The 17494-nt window shown below is 50.9% G+C and carries 21 protein-coding genes; 12 read left to right on the top strand and 9 right to left on the bottom strand.

All coding sequences use genetic code 11. The features are described from left to right. Positions 1–48: 48 nt before the first annotated feature. The 7 genes from BZG83_RS05970 to BZG83_RS05940 form a co-directional block, all read right to left on the bottom strand. Positions 49–915 (bottom strand): hypothetical protein, encoded by an 867-nt coding sequence (locus BZG83_RS05970; protein ID WP_077479752.1) that lies wholly within the window; start codon positions 913–915, stop codon positions 49–51. A 128-nt stretch (positions 916–1043) separates the two neighbouring features. Continuing rightward, a complete protein-coding gene (gene crp, locus BZG83_RS05965) occupies positions 1044–1676 on the bottom strand; it encodes a cAMP-activated global transcriptional regulator CRP (RefSeq protein ID WP_002535199.1) in 633 nt (210 codons plus the stop codon). A 251-nt stretch (positions 1677–1927) separates the two neighbouring features. Then, entirely contained in the window at positions 1928–2797 is an 870-nt protein-coding gene (locus BZG83_RS05960) for a phosphoribulokinase (protein WP_069589567.1), read from the bottom strand. Between the two features lie 59 nt (positions 2798–2856). After that, the gene (locus BZG83_RS05955) at positions 2857–3075 is read right to left on the bottom strand and encodes a YheU family protein (protein WP_069589565.1); all 219 of its coding nucleotides are present in this window, start codon (positions 3073–3075) and stop codon (positions 2857–2859) included. 148 nt (positions 3076–3223) lie between these two features. Then, positions 3224–4186 (bottom strand): hydrolase, encoded by a 963-nt coding sequence (locus BZG83_RS05950; protein ID WP_077479751.1) that lies wholly within the window; start codon positions 4184–4186, stop codon positions 3224–3226. Further along, positions 4173–4718: a TIGR02444 family protein gene (locus BZG83_RS05945; RefSeq protein ID WP_077479750.1), complete on the bottom strand. Its 546-nt coding sequence runs from the start codon at positions 4716–4718 to the stop codon at positions 4173–4175. Before BZG83_RS05945 ends, BZG83_RS05950 begins: the two co-directional genes overlap by 14 nt. Continuing rightward, positions 4661–6589 carry an ABC transporter ATP-binding protein gene (locus tag BZG83_RS05940; protein ID WP_077479749.1) on the bottom strand — a complete coding sequence of 643 codons (1929 nt, stop codon included), beginning with the start codon at positions 6587–6589 and terminating at the stop codon, positions 4661–4663. Before BZG83_RS05940 ends, BZG83_RS05945 begins: the two co-directional genes overlap by 58 nt. Before the next feature lie 176 nt (positions 6590–6765). On the opposite strand from BZG83_RS05940, the gene kefG reads away from it, so the two are divergent. The 4 genes from kefG to slyD are packed head-to-tail and all read left to right on the top strand — an operon-like array spanning position 6766 to position 9891. Beyond that, positions 6766–7350, top strand: a complete 585-nt coding sequence (kefG, locus tag BZG83_RS05935; protein ID WP_077479748.1) for a glutathione-regulated potassium-efflux system ancillary protein KefG — start codon at positions 6766–6768, stop codon at positions 7348–7350. After that, complete coding sequence (gene kefB / locus BZG83_RS05930) at positions 7340–9139, top strand: glutathione-regulated potassium-efflux system protein KefB (RefSeq protein ID WP_077479747.1); 1800 nt, start codon at positions 7340–7342, stop codon at positions 9137–9139. The genes kefG and kefB overlap by 11 nt, the downstream gene beginning before the upstream one ends. A gap of 9 nt (positions 9140–9148) precedes the next feature. Further along, on the top strand, positions 9149–9352 hold the full coding sequence (locus BZG83_RS05925; RefSeq protein WP_077455134.1) for a YheV family putative zinc ribbon protein: 204 nt from the start codon (positions 9149–9151) through the stop codon (positions 9350–9352). A 50-nt stretch (positions 9353–9402) separates the two neighbouring features. Further along, positions 9403–9891: a peptidylprolyl isomerase gene (gene slyD, locus BZG83_RS05920; protein ID WP_077455135.1), complete on the top strand. Its 489-nt coding sequence runs from the start codon at positions 9403–9405 to the stop codon at positions 9889–9891. A gap of 94 nt (positions 9892–9985) precedes the next feature. On the opposite strand, the gene BZG83_RS05915 is transcribed toward slyD, so the two are convergent. Together BZG83_RS05915 and BZG83_RS05910 are read right to left on the bottom strand one after the other, a co-directional pair. Next, positions 9986–10207, bottom strand: a complete 222-nt coding sequence (locus BZG83_RS05915) for a SlyX family protein (RefSeq protein ID WP_069589556.1) — start codon at positions 10205–10207, stop codon at positions 9986–9988. Between the two features lie 17 nt (positions 10208–10224). Then, positions 10225–11208, bottom strand: a complete 984-nt coding sequence (locus BZG83_RS05910; protein ID WP_069589554.1) for a WD40 repeat domain-containing protein — start codon at positions 11206–11208, stop codon at positions 10225–10227. A gap of 126 nt (positions 11209–11334) precedes the next feature. On the opposite strand from BZG83_RS05910, the gene fkpA reads away from it, so the two are divergent. The 8 genes from fkpA to fusA all read left to right on the top strand — a co-directional run bounded on the left by fkpA (position 11335) and on the right by fusA (position 17316). After that, positions 11335–12123, top strand: a complete 789-nt coding sequence (fkpA, locus tag BZG83_RS05905) for an FKBP-type peptidyl-prolyl cis-trans isomerase (RefSeq protein ID WP_077479746.1) — start codon at positions 11335–11337, stop codon at positions 12121–12123. 125 nt (positions 12124–12248) lie between these two features. Further along, on the top strand, positions 12249–12971 hold the full coding sequence (locus BZG83_RS05900) for a helix-turn-helix transcriptional regulator (RefSeq protein ID WP_077479745.1): 723 nt from the start codon (positions 12249–12251) through the stop codon (positions 12969–12971). Next, positions 12968–13360, top strand: a complete 393-nt coding sequence (gene tusD / locus BZG83_RS05895; RefSeq protein WP_077479744.1) for a sulfurtransferase complex subunit TusD — start codon at positions 12968–12970, stop codon at positions 13358–13360. The genes BZG83_RS05900 and tusD overlap by 4 nt, the downstream gene beginning before the upstream one ends. A gap of 8 nt (positions 13361–13368) precedes the next feature. Continuing rightward, positions 13369–13722 (top strand): sulfurtransferase complex subunit TusC, encoded by a 354-nt coding sequence (tusC, locus tag BZG83_RS05890; RefSeq protein WP_077479743.1) that lies wholly within the window; start codon positions 13369–13371, stop codon positions 13720–13722. 9 nt (positions 13723–13731) lie between these two features. Then, positions 13732–14022: a sulfurtransferase complex subunit TusB gene (gene tusB, locus BZG83_RS05885; protein ID WP_077479742.1), complete on the top strand. Its 291-nt coding sequence runs from the start codon at positions 13732–13734 to the stop codon at positions 14020–14022. Between the two features lie 179 nt (positions 14023–14201). After that, positions 14202–14576 (top strand): 30S ribosomal protein S12, encoded by a 375-nt coding sequence (rpsL, locus tag BZG83_RS05880; protein ID WP_069589545.1) that lies wholly within the window; start codon positions 14202–14204, stop codon positions 14574–14576. Positions 14577–14673: 97 nt separating this feature from the next. Next, the gene (rpsG, locus tag BZG83_RS05875; RefSeq protein WP_069589544.1) at positions 14674–15144 is read left to right on the top strand and encodes a 30S ribosomal protein S7; all 471 of its coding nucleotides are present in this window, start codon (positions 14674–14676) and stop codon (positions 15142–15144) included. A 75-nt stretch (positions 15145–15219) separates the two neighbouring features. Continuing rightward, positions 15220–17316 carry an elongation factor G gene (fusA, locus tag BZG83_RS05870; RefSeq protein WP_077479741.1) on the top strand — a complete coding sequence of 699 codons (2097 nt, stop codon included), beginning with the start codon at positions 15220–15222 and terminating at the stop codon, positions 17314–17316. Positions 17317–17494: the final 178 nt, after the last annotated feature.

Here is a 17494-nt window from a genome sequence, read left to right as displayed (position 1 = left end):
CGAGAGAAGAAAAGGAGAGCGATGCTCTCCTTTTTTGGGTGGCTGTGTTTAGCGACTTTCAATATCGAGCCAGAATTTATCGTCAATCGCCTGAGTTTCATTACTCAGATGTGGGTTGTCGACGCGAATAAAGGTGCGCTCACCAATATTGGCTTTCTCAAAGGTCTCTTTTACCAGAGGCGCATTCTCAAAAAATTCGATGAAGGATCCGTCTTGATAGGCGGCCGCAAAGGCATCATTGAGCATGGTCGCCACCTCTGGGTTTTGGGGCGATACAAACAAGAACATCGGGAAGCGATAGATCAGCATTAAGTGCGGATCGACCAACAGATTTGCATATTGAGGTCGCTCTGCCAGTTCGCTAAAAGGTTCGATAAGCGCACGCGGGAAGAGGTCTGCCCGTCCGGTATCGACGGCTTTAAAGATATTCTCAAAGCTTGAAATTTCTCGAACCCGAAATCCCGCTGACTGCAAGACCTTCACATCGGCCCAGCCTTGCCCTTGGATCATGGTCAGATTATTGAGCCCTGCTTGGTCACTGATTTGTGCAAGCTTGGGTTCGGTGGCTTGATTAGTAATGAACAAGCGATGGCCTAAGAGACCCCGAAAAACTGGATAACGGATGGGAAGTAACTCTGACTCAAGGGTACGGTCGGCCCCGAGCCAATCTACCGTCAGTCGTCCTTGTTTCAGCATTTCTACTTTACGAGACTGAGAGCCAATTTGGCCTTGAAAGGCCTGTAACGTGACAGACTCACCCGATTTTTCCGCTAAAAACTCAATCAAGTCGATAGCGTATAAATCGAGGGCAGAGCCAGCCCGTGGTTCTGGGTGGACAATGGTGATATTCGCCGCAGCAGTTGAAGAAACCGCCGCGAGTAGCAATGCAGCAAGGGTGTGACGTAAGCTTCTCATAAACGACATCCTGTTAATCAGTTGTTAGATGGGTCGTTTTTGAAGTGTAGAACTTAGGTAATGAGTTTCCAGTCAATAAAAATAAAAAACCGACGCAAAAGCGCCGGTTTTATCGCAACACGCGAGGATTAGCGTGTGCCGTAAACCACAATGGTTTTACCGTGAGCTGAGATAAGATTCTGCTCTTCCAGCATTTTAAGGATACGCCCAACCGTCTCACGCGAACAGCCAACAATTTGACCGATTTCCTGACGCGTGATCTTGATTTGCATGCCGTCAGGGTGAGTCATGGCGTCAGGTTGCTTCGCCAAGTTCAGTAGGGTTTGTGCAATGCGGCCGGTCACGTCCAGGAAGGCAAGGTCTCCCACTTTCTGGCTGGTCACTTGCAGGCGACGCGCCATCTGAGAGGAGAGACGCATCAAAATGTCTGGGTTAACTTGGATCAGCTGGCGGAATTTCTTGAATGAAATTTCTGCCACTTCGCAAGGTGATTTCGCACGTACCCATGCGGTGCGCTCTTGGTCCTCTTCGAACAGACCAAGTTCGCCGATGAAGTCACCTTGGTTAAGGTAAGACAGGATCATCTCCTTGCCTTCTTCATCTTTGATTAGTACGGCCACAGAACCTTTCACGATGTAGTACAAGGTCTCCGCCTTTTCCCCTGCATGGATCAGAGTACTTTTGGACGGGTACTTGTGAATATGACAATGTGAAAGGAACCACTCGAGTGTAGGGTCTGTTTGAGGTTTTCCTGGAACCATATAACTTATTTCCTCTGCATGTGTTGCCCGGCAACGACGTCCTGTCTTTGTCTGAATGGAAACCCATCAGTCCAATGCACAGAATACGAGGTCTTGGCGCAGGCTACAAGCTCACTGTATGTTAACAAGAGTGTATCTTTTTTCTATCTGGATTTCTTGATTTTGATCTAAGCCAACCGCCTAAAAATTCGGCAAAAATGTGGCTAAGATCACGACCTGAGAAGTAATACACGTTAAGTGCGCTACGGCGCTTAACCTATCTTGCCTTTCTCAATCAACTGTTGGATCAAGGGGCGAATAATCAGCTCCATCGCAAATCCCATTTTACCGCCGGGCACGACCAGCGTGTTGTGCCGAGACATAAAGGCGCCACTGATCATTTGCAGTAAATAAGGAAAATCGACGTTCTTCATGCCACGAAAGCGGATCACGACAAAACTTTCGTCGAGTGACGGGATCCCTTTTGCATTCAGCGGGTTAGATGTATCTACGGTTGGGACGCGTTGGAAGTTAATATGCGTGCGAGAAAACTGCGGCGTAATATAGTGCAAGTAATCGTCCATGGAACGCACAATGGAGTCCGTAACGGCCTCGCGGGAATGGCCGCGGTCGCGCGTATCGCGGACAAACTTTTGAATCCACTCCAAGTTAACGATAGGCACCATGCCGATCAGTAAATCAACATGTTGGGCGACATTGACGTCACCATCCACCACTCCGCCATGCAAGCCTTCATAAAATAATACGTCGGTATTTTCAGGCAGATCTTGCCAGGGAGTGAAGGTGCCCGGCATTTGATTATAAGGCACGGCTTCATCAAAGGTGTGTAGATAACGACGATACTTGCCGGTGCCTTGTTCGCCATATTCTTTAAAAAATTGCTCAAGGCGTGGGAAGTCGTTGGCCGTGGGGCCAAAGTAGCTAATATGACGACCTTGTTCACGTGCTTTACGGATCTCAACATCCATCTCTGGCCGCGTGAAGCGGTGAAAGCTATCGCCCTCTAACCAAGAGGCTTTGATGTTCATCATATTGAACATCTTGCGAAACGCTTCGGAGGTCGTGGTTGTGCCTGCGCCAGATGAACCGGTCACAGCGATGATTGGGTGTTTAGCCGACATGACGAGCCCTGTCATTGATCAGTCTGAATTTACACCGCAGCCCACAATGGGAGGCGGTGTTACGGTCTGAGATCGCGCTGACGACGAATATCCACTGTCTCATGCAGCTCAGAGTATACAATCACGGCATCGCCGGATTTTAATTGTTCGCGCACTTGTTCAACTTTCTCAGCAAAGCTGACTTCCTGCTCACCGTAATCTGTCCCTTCCCGCAACACAAAGTGCTCAATTAAATTGGTCAAGGTTTCGGCTGGCACAGATTGCCATGGAACCATCATACTACATCACCTTTTGCTGACACCTAGATGGCACGGACGCCATCTCCGTGCTTAGGTTGTGAATTAGCTCCCATTTTACCGAATTATGCGCGTAGGTGCAGTGTATCTATGTCGATTCAGTCACAATTTATCGTGACGAATAGGGGCATCAGGTGTCGAGTTGCTCAGCTATCCACGCGGGCACTGCCTCTTCCAACCATAAACGCGGTGCACGCCAACGGCCAGTGACAAACCCAACATGTCCGCCATGGTCAGTGAGTTGATAGCGTATATTGGCCGGTAATGGCGTGGTTGGGATCACCGCGTCGGTCATAAAAGGATCGTCTTTGGCATGAATGATGGTCAAAGGGGTGCGGATCGCAGGCAACACGGATAGGCCACTGCATTGCTGGTAGTAATGATGTGCGTCCTCAAATCCATGCAGTGGTGCGGYGACGGTTTGGTCAAACTCGAATAAGGTCGCAATACGGGGCTGCTCGCCAGCTTGCCAACGACCCACTTGGGCGTGCCGCGTAAGCTTATCTGACAGGGTTTGCCGCATCGATCGGAGCAGATACGCTTGGTAGACACGTGAGAATCCTTGCTGAATGCGTAACGAGCAGGCGGCAAGGTCTAAGGGGGGTGACACTGCGCAGCCACTGGAGACGATCGGATCGTCCGCATACTCTGCCAAATAGCGCACCAGCATGTTGCCGCCTAGCGATACGCCCACAGCATGAATGGGATGCTGAGGATAACGCATACGTAATGTGGTCAAAAAATAGCGCGCGTCTTGTGTCTCGCCTGAGTGATAAGTGCGCGGGACGCGGTTTAATCGGCCACTGCAACTGCGAAAGTGCATCACCACACCGCACCAGCCTCGGCGCTGAAAAGCAGCCAGTAACCCATTCGCGTATGGGCTATGAAAGCTGCCAGCAAGGCCATGAAAAAGCACCACTATCGGTTGACCGGGCTTAGGTGTCTGCGTCCAAGCGAGATCGACAAAATCACCATCCGGTAAATCCAGCTGTTGCCACAAAGGAGAGAGCACGGGTTGACGCCGTATCAGCCGTGGCATGATGGTTTGTAGGTGTGGATTACGGGCGCTGGGAATCGGTTCAAAGGGCGTCATCGGCGTCTCCTTGCTCATCGTCTTTGATCACACTGGCGCGCAGGGCGGGATAGAGCGATTTGGCCGAGGGCGAGAGCTGACGGCAATAATACGCCAACGGCGAGGGCGATTCGGTCAGCCATGTTTGTTGATTCAAGGCGTGGATGAGGTCTTGTTGCTGGAACTTTTCGAGGCTGAGCTCAAAATTCAGCATTTTTTTATATTGTCCCGCACCAACGCGCGGTTTGATATCGCGACGCAGGTTGCGGTAGGCAATCAGCAAGTGCTCAGAGCGGCTAAGCGATTGTTTAAGCTGGCTGAGGCTCTCTGGGGCAAGGCCATAGCCATGACTTTCCAACCAAGCCAGCAACAAGGCAAGGTTGACGTTGCCCTGATGCTGATCTTGCAATTTAAGACACGCCTGTTTCACGTCTTGCTTGCCGTAGTGTTGCAAACAAAACTGCCACAGATCGGCTGCATTCGCTTTGCCGGGAATTAGGCTTGATTGAATGCCGCCTCCATGGCTTCCAGTTCTTCCTGTCGCTCCATCCATTCTTGCTCTACCTCTTCCAGCGCTGATTTGGCATCAGCCTGGCGTTGTAATTGTTCCGCGAGTTGGGCTTTTTGGTCTGCGCTATAAATTGTTGGGTCGGCCAGTTTGGTCTCTGCATCGGCAATAATGGCAGAGAGCTGTTCGATTTTTGTGTCTAGGCTGTCAATTTTTTTACGAAGTGGCGCGGTTTTTTGGCGAAGTTCGGCCTCGCGACGCTTTTGTGCCTTACGATCGACCTGACGTTGCTGGGGGGCGGCTTTGTCATCGGTGTTTTGTTTTTTACTTTCCGCACGGTCGGCACGCTGTTGCTCGCCAAGCCAGCGATGGTAGTCGTGTAAGTCACCGTCAAAGGGTTGCACCGCGCCGTTGTCGACAAGATAAAGATCGTCGGTGGTCGCGCGCAGCAAAAAGCGATCATGGCTGACGATCACCATCGCCCCTTCAAACGATTGTAGGGCAAGCGTCAAGGCTTGGCGCATGTCTAAATCAAGGTGGTTAGTCGGTTCGTCAAGCAACAGCAGGTTAGGCTTTTGCCACACCAATAACGCTAATACCAAGCGTGCCTTCTCGCCTCCCGAAAAGGGACCAATGGTCTCAAGCGCTTTATCCCCCTGAAAGCCAAAGCGCCCTAAGAAGTCACGTAGCGTTTGCTCGGCTGTGGTAGGCGCAAGGCGATTCATATGTTGCAGCGGGGTTTCGTCAATGCGCAAGGTATCAAGTTGATGCTGCGCAAAATAGCCAATTTTTACCCCTTGGGAGTAACTGAGCTCACCGGCCATGGCTGGTAAGGTGCCAGCAAGGAGTTTGATCAGCGTAGACTTACCCGCACCATTGCGGCCCAACAAACCAATACGCGCGCCTGGGACTAGATTGAGGCGGATGTTTTCCACAATCGGCGTCTTGTCGTACCCCGCTGCGACCTTGTCCATCATCAAGATAGGATTTGGGAGCGCATCTGGGGTGAAGAAGGTAAAGCTAAACGGATTATCGTATTGCGCTGGCAACACCTTTTCCATCCGCTCCAGAGCCTTAATCCGGCTTTGCGCTTGGCGCGCCTTTGAGGCTTTATAACGAAAGCGGTCGATGTAAGATTGCATGTGGGCAATTTGCTTTTTTTGCTTTTCAAACTGCGCTTGTTGTTGCGCCAGCTTCTGCGCCCGCATCTGCTCGAAGTCGGAATAATTGCCCGTGTATTCATTCAGCTGCTGATGCTCAATATGAATAATGCGGTTGACCACAGGGTCAAGAAAGTCACGGTCGTGGGAAATCAGCACCAAGGTACCGGGGTATTGCTGTAGCCATTTTTCCAGCCACATCACGGCATCTAAATCGAGGTGGTTGGTTGGTTCATCAAGTAGCAAGAGGTCGGAACGACACAGTAGTGCTTGGGCAAGGTTTAAGCGCATCCGCCAGCCGCCCGAAAACTGCGTGAGGGACCATTGCATTTGCGCCTGACTAAACCCCAAGCCATCGAGCAAACTGGCGGCGCGGGCCTCAATACTGTAGCCACCAATGGCATCCAGTTTATCGTGTAAGGTCGCTACGGCATGACCGTCATCGCGTTGTTCGGCATCCGACAAGGCCATCTGCAGTTCACGGTATTCAGCATCGCCATCAATGACATACTCGAGCGCACTTTTTTCCAGTGCGGGTGTTTCTTGTGCCACCCATGCTACTTGCCATTGGCTAGGATAATGATAGCTGCCCGCATCTAACGTCAGCTGGTGGCGAAGCAGCGCAAACAAGCTAGATTTGCCACAGCCGTTTTTTCCGACCAATCCGACTTTGTCGCCAGGATGGATGGTGGCAGAGGTATGATCGAGCAGTGGCTTGCCACCGCGCAGTAATTGGATGTCAGAAAAGCTAATCATGATTATTCAGTGCGCTAGTGTGGTTTGGGTGCGTCGTCGTTATACCAGCTTGGTGCGGGGATTGCCAAATTTCCCCGTCAGTCGGCCTAACTGGCGCGATCTGTGTTGTGTGTTTTGTGTGTTAAGGTTAAAAACAAGCATGAAAACTGACTCTTGCCGTGATAACAAGGATGCCTATGCCCAATGACAAGGATGCATACCAAGACCCCGCGTCGGTGTTGGTGATCTTTGCCCATCCCGACCCTGATCAGTCGGTGGCGAACCGACGTCTGCTTGCCGCTATCTCTTCTTTTCCGCACGTGACCGTTCACGATATTTACGCAACCTATCCCGACTTTGTGGTTGATGTGCACGATGAGCGCCGACGGGTGCAACAAGCTGATGTGATTGYTTTTCAACACCCGCTACAAATGTATTCCTGTCCGGCGTTATTGAAAGAATGGATTGATGTGGTGCTAGGCAAAGGTTTTGCACATGGCGAGGGAGGGGATGCGCTAGCAGGAAAAACCTGCCGTTTTGTCGTCACTACTGGAGGGGCGGCTGAGGCGTTCACTAAAAGCGGATACAACAAGTACTCGATGCAAGAGCTTCTCCAGCCGTTTGAGCTGACCGCAGCTCTTTGCCGCATGGAGTGGCTTCCGCCGTTGGTCTTGCATTGGGCACGCCGTGTTAGTGATGCTGATCGGGATGCGTTTGCGGAATTGTATGCCGATTGGATTCGTGATCCGCTCGCCCATGCGGGAGGTGAGCATGGAGCATAACTTGCTGTCTGCGGCCTTTATTTTTCTGCTCGCGGCGGTCATTGCCGTCCCACTCGCGCAGCGGTTAGGAATGGGCTCGGTATTAGGCTATCTGATGGCTGGCATCGTGATTGGTCCTTGGGGGCTCGGGCTTATCAGCGATGTGGAGTCTATTCTCCATTTTTCTGAATTCGGGGTGGTATTGCTGCTATTTCTGATTGGCTTGGAACTGAACCCTAAAAAACTGCTGCAGATGCGCCGGCCGATACTGGGGCTGGGTGGTAGCCAAGTGGTGGTGACCACCTTGGTAATAGGTGCTGTTGGGGTGATGTTTGGCCTGACGGAACGGCAGGGCTTTATTGTGGGCATGGCCATGGCGCTCTCCTCCACTGCCATTGCGATGAAAATTATGGAGGATCAGCGCCTTATGCGCAGTGAATCCGGTCAAGCAGGGTTTGCGATTCTGTTATTCCAAGATATCGCGGTGATCCCCATGTTGGCGGTGATGCCCGCACTGGCAGGAGGCAGTCTCGGCAGCTGGTTAGATGTGCTATGGATGTTTGTGGGGATTGGCGCGCTGTTGGTCGGCGGGCATTTCTTGCTTCGGCCTCTATTCCGTTTGGTGGTCATGAGCGGGGTCAGCGAGCTGTTTAACGTGGCGGCACTGGCCTTGGTGATTGGTATTGCGCTTGCGATGCAGCAGTTGGGTCTCTCGATGGCGTTAGGTGCGTTCCTTGCGGGTGTGCTGCTTGCGGAGAGTGAGTATCGCCACGAGCTCGAAACCGCCATCGATCCCTTTAAAGGATTGTTGCTGGGGCTGTTTTTTATTGCGGTTGGGATGGCGGTGGATCTCGGTCTATTGCTGGAATATCCGCTGACCTTGCTCGGTGCGGTACTTGCACTGGTGTGTGGTAAGGCGTTACTTATCTATCTGCTCGCGCGTCTATTTGGTGTGGCACCTAAAGCGCGCAGTCAAATGGCGGTGTTGCTTAGCCAAGGCGGTGAGTTTGCTTTCGTGATCTTTACGGCGGCACGCGCAGAAGGGTTACTCAGCCAAGAATTGAATGCCTTCTTGCTGGTGGTGGTGAGTCTGTCGATGATGACCACGCCTTTGATGCTTACCTTGCAGCAACGCTGGTTTGAACGCACCTTTAATGAACCCGAGGAGTTACCGACACAGACGCAATTTGATCAACATGATGCGCGCGTCATCATCGCGGGCTTCGGTCGGTTTGGTCAAGTGGTTGGTCGATTGATGTTTGCCAACAAAATTGGTGTCACCATCTTGGAACGTGATCCCACCCAAATCAAACTGTTACGTAAATTCGGGTATGATGTGTATTACGGTGATGCGACGCAGCTTGATTTGCTTCGGGCGGCAGGGGCGCAAAGCGCAGAGGCGATTGTGATTTGCACCGACTCGCCGGATGAAGTGATGGAGATTGTTGATCTTTGTCAGCGGCATTTCCCTAACTTAAAGATATTAGCGCGAGCACGAAGTCGGGTGGAGGCTTATCAGCTCATGGGCTTAGGCGTCGAAACCTTGTCGCGGGAGACATTTCTTGGCGCGCTTGATTTAGGCCGACAGACGTTAGAGTCCTTAGGCATGCATCCTTACAAGGCAAAACGTGCCGAGGTGTTGTTCCGAAAATTGGATATGCGGGTATTGCAAGACCTCTTACCTCAGCATAATGAAGATATGGCCGCCGCTTCACGCGTGAAAGAGGCGCGTAAAGAGTTGGAAGAGATCTTCGATCGGGAAATGCGCGGAGAGATTGAGCGCCACCAGAGTTGGAACCGAGATGAATAGGATGGAATTGTGAAAAAGCGCTTTATTGCTGGGGCGGCGTGCCCCAAATGTCAGCGCCAAGATACCTTGCGGGTCTGGCGCGAAAACAATATTGACAAAGTGGAATGTGTCAGCTGCGATTACCATGAGAGTCGGCTTCCGGATTCGGCACAGCAGTCACAGTCTGAAACCCCGCCGGCAGAGAATGTCATTGGGATCTTTAAACCGGAGTAGGGAATCCGTTATCATCGGCAGTCCATTAACCTTCCGGTCTCGGAGCGAGCATGAAAATTGCAAATGATGTGGTGGTCAGCCTGGCCTACCAAGTAAAAAATGAAGACGGTGCGTTAGTTGATGAATCAACAGCGCAAGAACCCCTCCAGTACCTACACGGTCACCGTAACCTGATCGTTGGTCTGGAAAAGGCACTGGAAGGTCGTGAGAAAGGCGACGCGTTTGAAGTGACTGTAGGTCCTGACGACGCATACGGTGAGTATCAAGAAGCCATGGTACAACGTGTACCGGCGAACGTATTCCAAGGCGTAGACCAAGTGGAAGTCGGCATGCGCTTTATGGCGGAAACTGACCAAGGTCAGATCCCGGTTGAAGTCACCGAAGTTGACGGTGACGAAGTTGTTGTTGATGCTAACCACATGCTGGCAGGCCAAACTCTGTCATTCTCTGTGGAAGTGGTTGATCTACGTGCAGCAACCGAAGACGAAATTGCTCATGGCCACATTCACCAAGAAGGTGGCTGCGGTCACGATCACTAATCAGTGATTAGCAACGAGAAAAGGCGCCGGTTTGGCGCCTTTTTTATTTCATATCCACCGTCTTCAGGTGTGTATCGACACCAGCGCTTGGCAATTAATAATGCGGCGGTGGGGTTTCTTCCGATTGGCTGGCGATGTTGGCCGGCGCGACGTCTTTCAGTTTGCCGACCAAATACTGAATTTGCACTGTCATACGCTCAATATCGCCTTGCTGCTGGGTGAGAGCGTCATTGAGCTGTTCTATTGTGTCTTCTTGAAACGCGACCTTGCACTCTAGATCGTCAATTTGTTGCTGTAATTTGCCAATCTCACTCATTTTTGTTTCTCACTGCATTAAGGGGTGTCGGTTAACCAAGCTTGGGCGATGCCCGCCGAGGTGCCGGAAATCACACGGCCGGTTGGGTCGATAGCAACATCATACACGACCGCGCTGGGAGGGCGAGTATTGGGTTGAGCCAATGCCTCCCAACGCCCTAGATTCTCACCGGTCTGAACATCCCAAAGCTCGACCCGCTGTGAGGGAGTACCGGTTGCGAGTCGGCGGCCGTCATCGGAAAAGCGTGCACTGGCATAAATCGCTTGGCGCGCAAAGATATCCAGTTGACTGACCTTCTCACCGCTGGGTAAGGCCCAGATAATTGCTTGATTGCTGCCATCCGAGACAAAGGCATACTTCCCTTCCCGTTGCAGCGCCACTTGCTTCACCCGTTGGTCATAAGGAAAGTCGTTGATAATTTGCCCGGAATTGGTGTCCCAAAAATAGGCATGATGGTCATTGCCCCCTGAGAGGACGTAAGCGCCGTTCGGGGAAATGGCGACCGCATTGACTTTATCGCGATGGGCAAGGAACTCTAAGCGTCTTCCTGTGCCTAAGTCGATGAATAGCGCTTTGCCGTCCGACATCGCGAGGACCACTTTTTGGCCGTTGTTGCTGATAGCCGCATCACGGATAATGCCTTCAGAGACCGACCACAAGCCCTCGGCTTGGCTCCAGGCAAGATCCCAGACAGCAAAATTTTGCGCGGTCGCGGTGATGGCATAGCGTTTATTGTCGGAGATATGGCTGACCACCACAGGGTTTGCATTCGGATCTTGGGGCCCTAGATCCGCCAGTTTTTGGTTGGTGACCAGATCCCACAGCACAATGTCGGTTTCTTCGGAGGCGAGCAGCGCAAATCGCCCGTCTCGACTCAGGCTAAAGCTGGTGGCGCCTTCAGGATGGATTGACCAACGCTGGGCTTCTTTGCCAGACTGCCAACAGCCAGTTAGCGTGATGGCGATGAGAAAAATGCAAACAATGTGGCGAATTTTGGGCATGATGCTTGAGTTCCGAAACGTGCAGCCATATAACCACGAGTATATTGATAGAATCAGGCTTTCGCATTGTTGATGCGTCAGTGACAACCATACGAGGATTTATCCTTACCATCAACGGAGTACCCAATGAAATCAGTAATGAAGATGTCGCTACTCGCGGCAACCGTTGCCCTTGCCGTCGGCTGTCAACAAGACGACACCAACGTCGAGCAGACGAACCAAGCCGCTGAGCAAGCGCAAGCGGAAGCGTCGTTTGCTAATGATGACGACAAGGCAGCCTACGCGATTGGTGCGTCTTTAGCGCAATACCTCAACGCCAACCTAGAGCAACAAGCCGACATTGGTTTGGATTTAGATAAAGAGTTGGTATTGCAAGGGGTGCAGGACGTCTTTAATGGCGAATCCAAGCTGACCGACGAGCAAGCGCAAGCGGCACTGCAGTCACTCGATCAACGCGTGACTGAGCTGGCTCAGCAACAAGCTAAAGAGAAAGCAGAAGCTGCGCTGGCAGACGGTGAAAAGTATCGCACTGAATTTGCGAGCCAAGAGGGCGTGAAAGAAACCGAATCTGGCTTGTTATACAAAGTGGATAGCTTAGGTGACGGTAAAAAGCCCGCGGCGGAAGACACTGTGGTGGTGCACTACAAAGGCACGCTAACGGATGGTACCCAATTTGATAGCTCTTACGATCGTGGCGAGCCAGCAACCTTCCCGCTTAATCGTGTGATCCCAGGTTGGACTGAAGGGGTGCAGCTGATGCCGGTTGGATCTAAATTCACCTTCGTGATCCCGCCAGAGCTGGCTTACGGTGACCAAGATACGGCGTCCATTCCTGCGAACTCAACGCTTGTGTTTGATGTTGAGCTACTGGAAATCAAAGACGATGCCAACAAAGAGAAGGCGAGTGAAGGGTAAACCTGACGCTTGTTTTCGCGCCAAAATGCCTCGGCTTTGCCGGGGCTTTTGCTTTTTTAGGGCTGGATTCTGTTAAACTTGGCTGAGATAAACACAGATTCACTGTCGAATAAGGATAGGCGTACGTGGTACCGACAGAGCATTTTGGCGCAGAAATCATGACAGAAAGCGAGCTCATTGAGCCGAATCCATTTACTGCGCAAGACAGTGTGATTTTWCACTCTTATGCCGCGGTCGTAGACGGCTTGGCTGCGCTGATTGGCGAGCATTGTGAAATCGTACTGCACTCGCTAGAAGACTTGAACAAGTCAGCAATCAAAATTGCCAATGGTGAAAACACCGGTCGCCAAGTGGGGTCACCCATCACGGATTTGGCCTTACGGATGTTGCGGGACATTGAAGGGTCTGAGCGTAATTTTTCTCGCGCCTACTTTACGCGCGCGAAAAGCGGCACCTTAATGAAATCGATCACGGTTGCCATCCGCAATGGTGAAAGCCGCATTATCGGGCTGTTATGTATCAATATAAACTTGGATGCCCCTTTCTCTCAGGTGCTGCAAGCGTTTATGCCCGATGATCAAGCCAAGCAAGCTGCGTCATCGGTTAACTTTGCCAGTGATGTAGAAGAGCTGGTGGATCAAACCGTTGAGCGTACCATTGAAGAAGTCAACGCGGATAAAAGTGTGTCTAACAACACCAAAAACCGCCAAATTGTGATGGCGCTTTATGATAAAGGGATCTTTGATATCAAAGATGCTATTCATCGTGTCGCTGATAGGCTCAACATATCGAAGCACACTGTGTACCTTTACGTGCGCCAACGCAAAACGGGAGACGGGGAAAAATGAGCCTCAATTACGTACTCGTGGTCTCAGAGCCGGCTTATGGGACGCAACTTGCGCGTACGGCCTATCAATTTGCGTGTGCGGCCATTGCCAAAGGACACAGTGTCAGCAAAGTGTTTTTCTACCAAGATGGCGTATTAAACGGGGCTGCGACAACGGTGCCTGCGAATGACGAATTTGACTTGGTTAAGGCATGGCAGACCTTAGCCAATGAACATCAGGTACAACTCGAAACCTGTGTGGCTGCCGCATTACGTCGAGGTATTGTGAGTGAGCAAGAAGCGACGCAGCATGGCTTGTCACAAGCTAACCTGGCTGATGGGTATCAACAAGCTGGTCTCGGTGCCTTGGCAGAAGCTTTGTTGACAGCCGATCGTGTACTGCAATTTTAAGAGGACGTATGCAACTCGGGTTTGTTTTTTCAACCGCACCGCATGGCTCAGCGAGCGGACGTGAGGGGTTAGATGCGCTGTTGGCGGCATCCGCTTTTTGCGAAACGATTAGCGTGTTCTTCATTGGCGATGGGGTGATGCAATTGATTGATGGGCAGCGCCCAAGCACAGTGCTTAGTCGCGATTATATTGCCAGCTTTAAAATGCTACCGCTGTGTGATGTCGAAGATATCTATATTTGCCAAGCGTCACTGACGGCACGAGGCATGGGTGATGCGGCGCGCGTGTTGACGGGCGAAGTGCTGGAACGTGAACACATTCAGGCACAGCTCGCTCGCTGTGATCGCATCCTGCATTTTTAAGAGAGTCAGATGCTACATATTATCAAATCGTCCCCTTATGCAACGCATGCGCTGTCGCACTGTTTGGCGTATGCCACCCCTGACAGTGTCATCGTCTTGATCAATGACGCAGTCCTTGGCGCACTGGTAGAGAGCCCTTTGGGTGTGGCACTTTTTACAGATAACCGTTCGGTTTATGTGCTCGAAGAAGATGTGATGGCCCGTGGGGTACAAGCGCATCTACATCCGCAAGTTAAACAGATTGATATGCAAGGGTTGGTTCAACTCACCGAGGATCACGTCACGCAAATGACATGGTGATCGACTAGGCTATCGAAGGATAAAAATGCCTTCCTTGCTATCGGTGAAAAAACAGACGATGCAAAGATCTCTGTATAAATCTTGACACCCTATAAGTCGGCGCCTAAAATTTCGCGTCCCCGTTTTATTGGGGATAGATTTTTCACACTTATACGTTAAGTAATATCAGGAGCTATTTAATGGCAACTATTAACCAGCTGGTACGCAAACCACGCCTGAAGCAAGTTGCGAAAAGCAACGTGCCTGCGCTGGAAGCGTGTCCGCAAAAACGTGGTGTTTGTACTCGTGTTTACACCACTACGCCAAAAAAACCAAACTCAGCACTGCGTAAAGTATGCCGTGTGCGTTTGACTAACGGTTACGAAGTAACCTCATACATCGGTGGTGAAGGCCACAACCTGCAAGAGCACAGCGTTGTGCTTATCCGCGGCGGTCGTGTAAAAGACTTGCCGGGTGTGCGTTACCACACTGTTCGTGGCGCACTTGACTGTGCAGGCGTTAACGGCCGTAAACAAGGTCGTTCTAAGTACGGTGTGAAGCGTCCTAAGTCTTAATGGATTCCGTTAAGTAAGGCCAAACACTCAAACAATTGAATTTTGAAAAAACTGAAAAGTTTTGGATAAAACCTGAAGAAGACAACGGAGATAATCCATGCCACGTCGTCGCGTAATTGGTCAGCGTAAAATTCTTCCAGATCCTAAGTTCGGATCAGAATTGCTGGCAAAATTTGTGAACATCCTGATGGTTGACGGTAAGAAGTCAACTGCTGAAAAAATCGTTTACGGTGCACTAGACATCATGGCTGAGCGTTCTGGTAAAGAGCACTTGGCTGTATTCGAACAAGCTCTTGAAAACGTACGCCCAGCGGTAGAGGTTAAATCTCGCCGTGTAGGTGGTTCAACTTACCAAGTACCAGTAGAAGTACGTCCTGTGCGTCGTAACGCGCTGGCTATGCGTTGGTTGGTTGAAGCTGCTCGTAAGCGTGGTGAAAAATCTATGGCTCAGCGCCTGGCCAACGAGATGCTTGACGCGTCTGAAAACAAAGGTACTGCTGTTAAGAAACGTGAAGACGTTCACCGTATGGCAGACGCGAACAAAGCGTTCGCACATTACCGCTGGTAATGCCTTCATGGCGCGCCACTTCGGTGGCGCGCCGAACCCATTTTCTAAGGTTAACCTTAGTAAGAGGATACTATTGTGGCTCGTAAAACCCCTATCGAGCGCTACCGTAACATCGGTATTTGTGCTCACGTAGACGCCGGTAAAACCACCACTACCGAGCGGATCCTGTTCTACACAGGCGTTAACCACAAGCTTGGTGAGACCCACGACGGCGCGTCTACCATGGACTGGATGGAGCAGGAGCAAGAGCGTGGTATTACCATCACTTCTGCAGCAACTACCACTTTCTGGCAAGGTTCAGATCACCAATTCGAACAACACCGTGTTAACATCATCGATACTCCAGGACACGTTGACTTCACTATCGAAGTAGAACGTTCACTGCGTGTTCTTGATGGTGCGGTTGTTGTTTTCTGTGGTTCTTCTGGTGTTGAGCCTCAGTCTGAAACCGTATGGCGTCAGGCTGACAAATATGAAGTTCCACGCATGGTTTTCGTCAACAAGATGGACCGTGCAGGCGCAGACTTCCTACGCGTTGTTGATCAAATCAAAAATCGCCTTGGTGCGACCCCTGTGCCAATTCACTTGAACATCGGTGCTGAAGACGAGTTCAAGGGCGTTATCGATCTGATCAAAATGAAAGCGATCAACTGGAATGAAGAAGACATGGGTATGACTTATACCTATGAAGAGATTCCAGCTGAACTTCAAGAGCAAGCAGAAGAGTGGCACAACTTCTTGGTTGAGTCTGCTGCAGAAGCGTCTGAAGAGCTGATGGACAAGTACCTTGAAGAAGGTGAGCTGTCTGAAGAAGAAATCAAGAAGGCGCTGCGTCAGCGTACTCTAGATAACGAAATCGTACTGGCAACCTGTGGTTCTGCATTTAAGAACAAAGGCGTTCAGGCGGTACTGGATGCGGTTATCGAATTCTTACCTTCACCAATCGACGTTAAGTCAATCAAAGGTGAAGACGAAGACGGCAACCCAATCGAGCGTCACGCAGACGACAAAGAACCGTTCTCCGCGTTGGCATTCAAAATTGCAACTGACCCATTCGTAGGTACGCTGACCTTTATGCGTGTTTACTCGGGCGTTGTAAGCTCAGGCGATACTGTTTACAACTCTGTTAAGCAGAAGCGTGAGCGTCTAGGCCGTATCGTACAGATGCACTCGAACAAGCGTGAAGAAATCAAAGAAATTCGCGCCGGTGACATCGCGGCCGCGGTTGGTCTAAAAGACGTAACTACGGGTGATACTCTGTGTGCGATGGATTCAAAAGTAATCCTAGAGCGTATGGAATTCCCTGATCCAGTTATTCAGATCGCGGTTGAGCCTAAGTCTAAAGCAGACCAAGAGAAAATGGGTATCGCGCTAGGTAAACTGGCGGCAGAAGATCCATCTTTCCGCGTTGAGTCTGACGAAGAGTCTGGCCAGACCCTGATCTCTGGTATGGGTGAGCTTCACCTAGACGTTATCGTTGACCGTATGCGCCGTGAGTTTAACGTTGAGTGTAACGTTGGTAAGCCTCAGGTAGCGTACCGTGAAACTATCCGTGGTAGCACGGAAGTTGAAGGTAAGTTCGTTAAGCAGTCAGGTGGTCGTGGTCAGTATGGTCACGTATGGCTGAAGCTTGAGCCATCTGAGCCAAACGAAGGCTTTGTCTTTGTTGACGAAATCGTTGGTGGTGTGGTTCCACGTGAATACATCGGCGCGGTAGCGAAAGGCGTTGAAGAGCAAATGAAAAACGGTGTACTTGCCGGTTATCCAGTGCTCGACGTTAAAGCAACCCTGTACGATGGTTCTTACCACGATGTTGACTCCAACGAAATGGCGTTTAAGATCGCTGCATCAATGGCATTCAAGAAAGGTGCACTGCAAGCGCAACCTGTTATGCTTGAGCCAATGATGAAAGTAGAAGTAACTACGCCAGAAGAGTGGATGGGTGACGTTGTTGGTGACTTGAACCGTCGCCGTGGCCTGATTGGCGGTATGGACGAGGGCCCAGCGGGTCTGAAGATCGTACGTGCTCAGGTACCACTGTCTGAAATGTTCGGTTACGCCACTGACCTGCGTAGTGCAACTCAGGGTCGTGCTTCATACTCAATGGAATTCAGCGAGTATGGCGAAGTGCCTAAGAACATTGCCGACGCCCTGATTGCAGAGCGTAGCTAATTTTTATTAGTCTCGATGCCGGCGTGTTGTCGGCATCCAATACTGACTTCTGAGCTAGTTAGGTGTTGATACCTTTAGCTCACAACTAGGAAGGAAGACGATCGTGTCTAAAGAAAAATTTGAACGTACGAAACCGCACGTTAACGTTGGTACTATCGGCCACGTTGACCATGGTAAA

The organism is Salinivibrio sp. PR919 (genome assembly GCF_001995355.1).
Taxonomy (GTDB): domain Bacteria; phylum Pseudomonadota; class Gammaproteobacteria; order Enterobacterales; family Vibrionaceae; genus Salinivibrio; species Salinivibrio proteolyticus.
The sequence above is the reverse complement of the archived record's forward strand: the minus strand, read 5'-3'. Positions and strand labels throughout refer to the sequence as shown.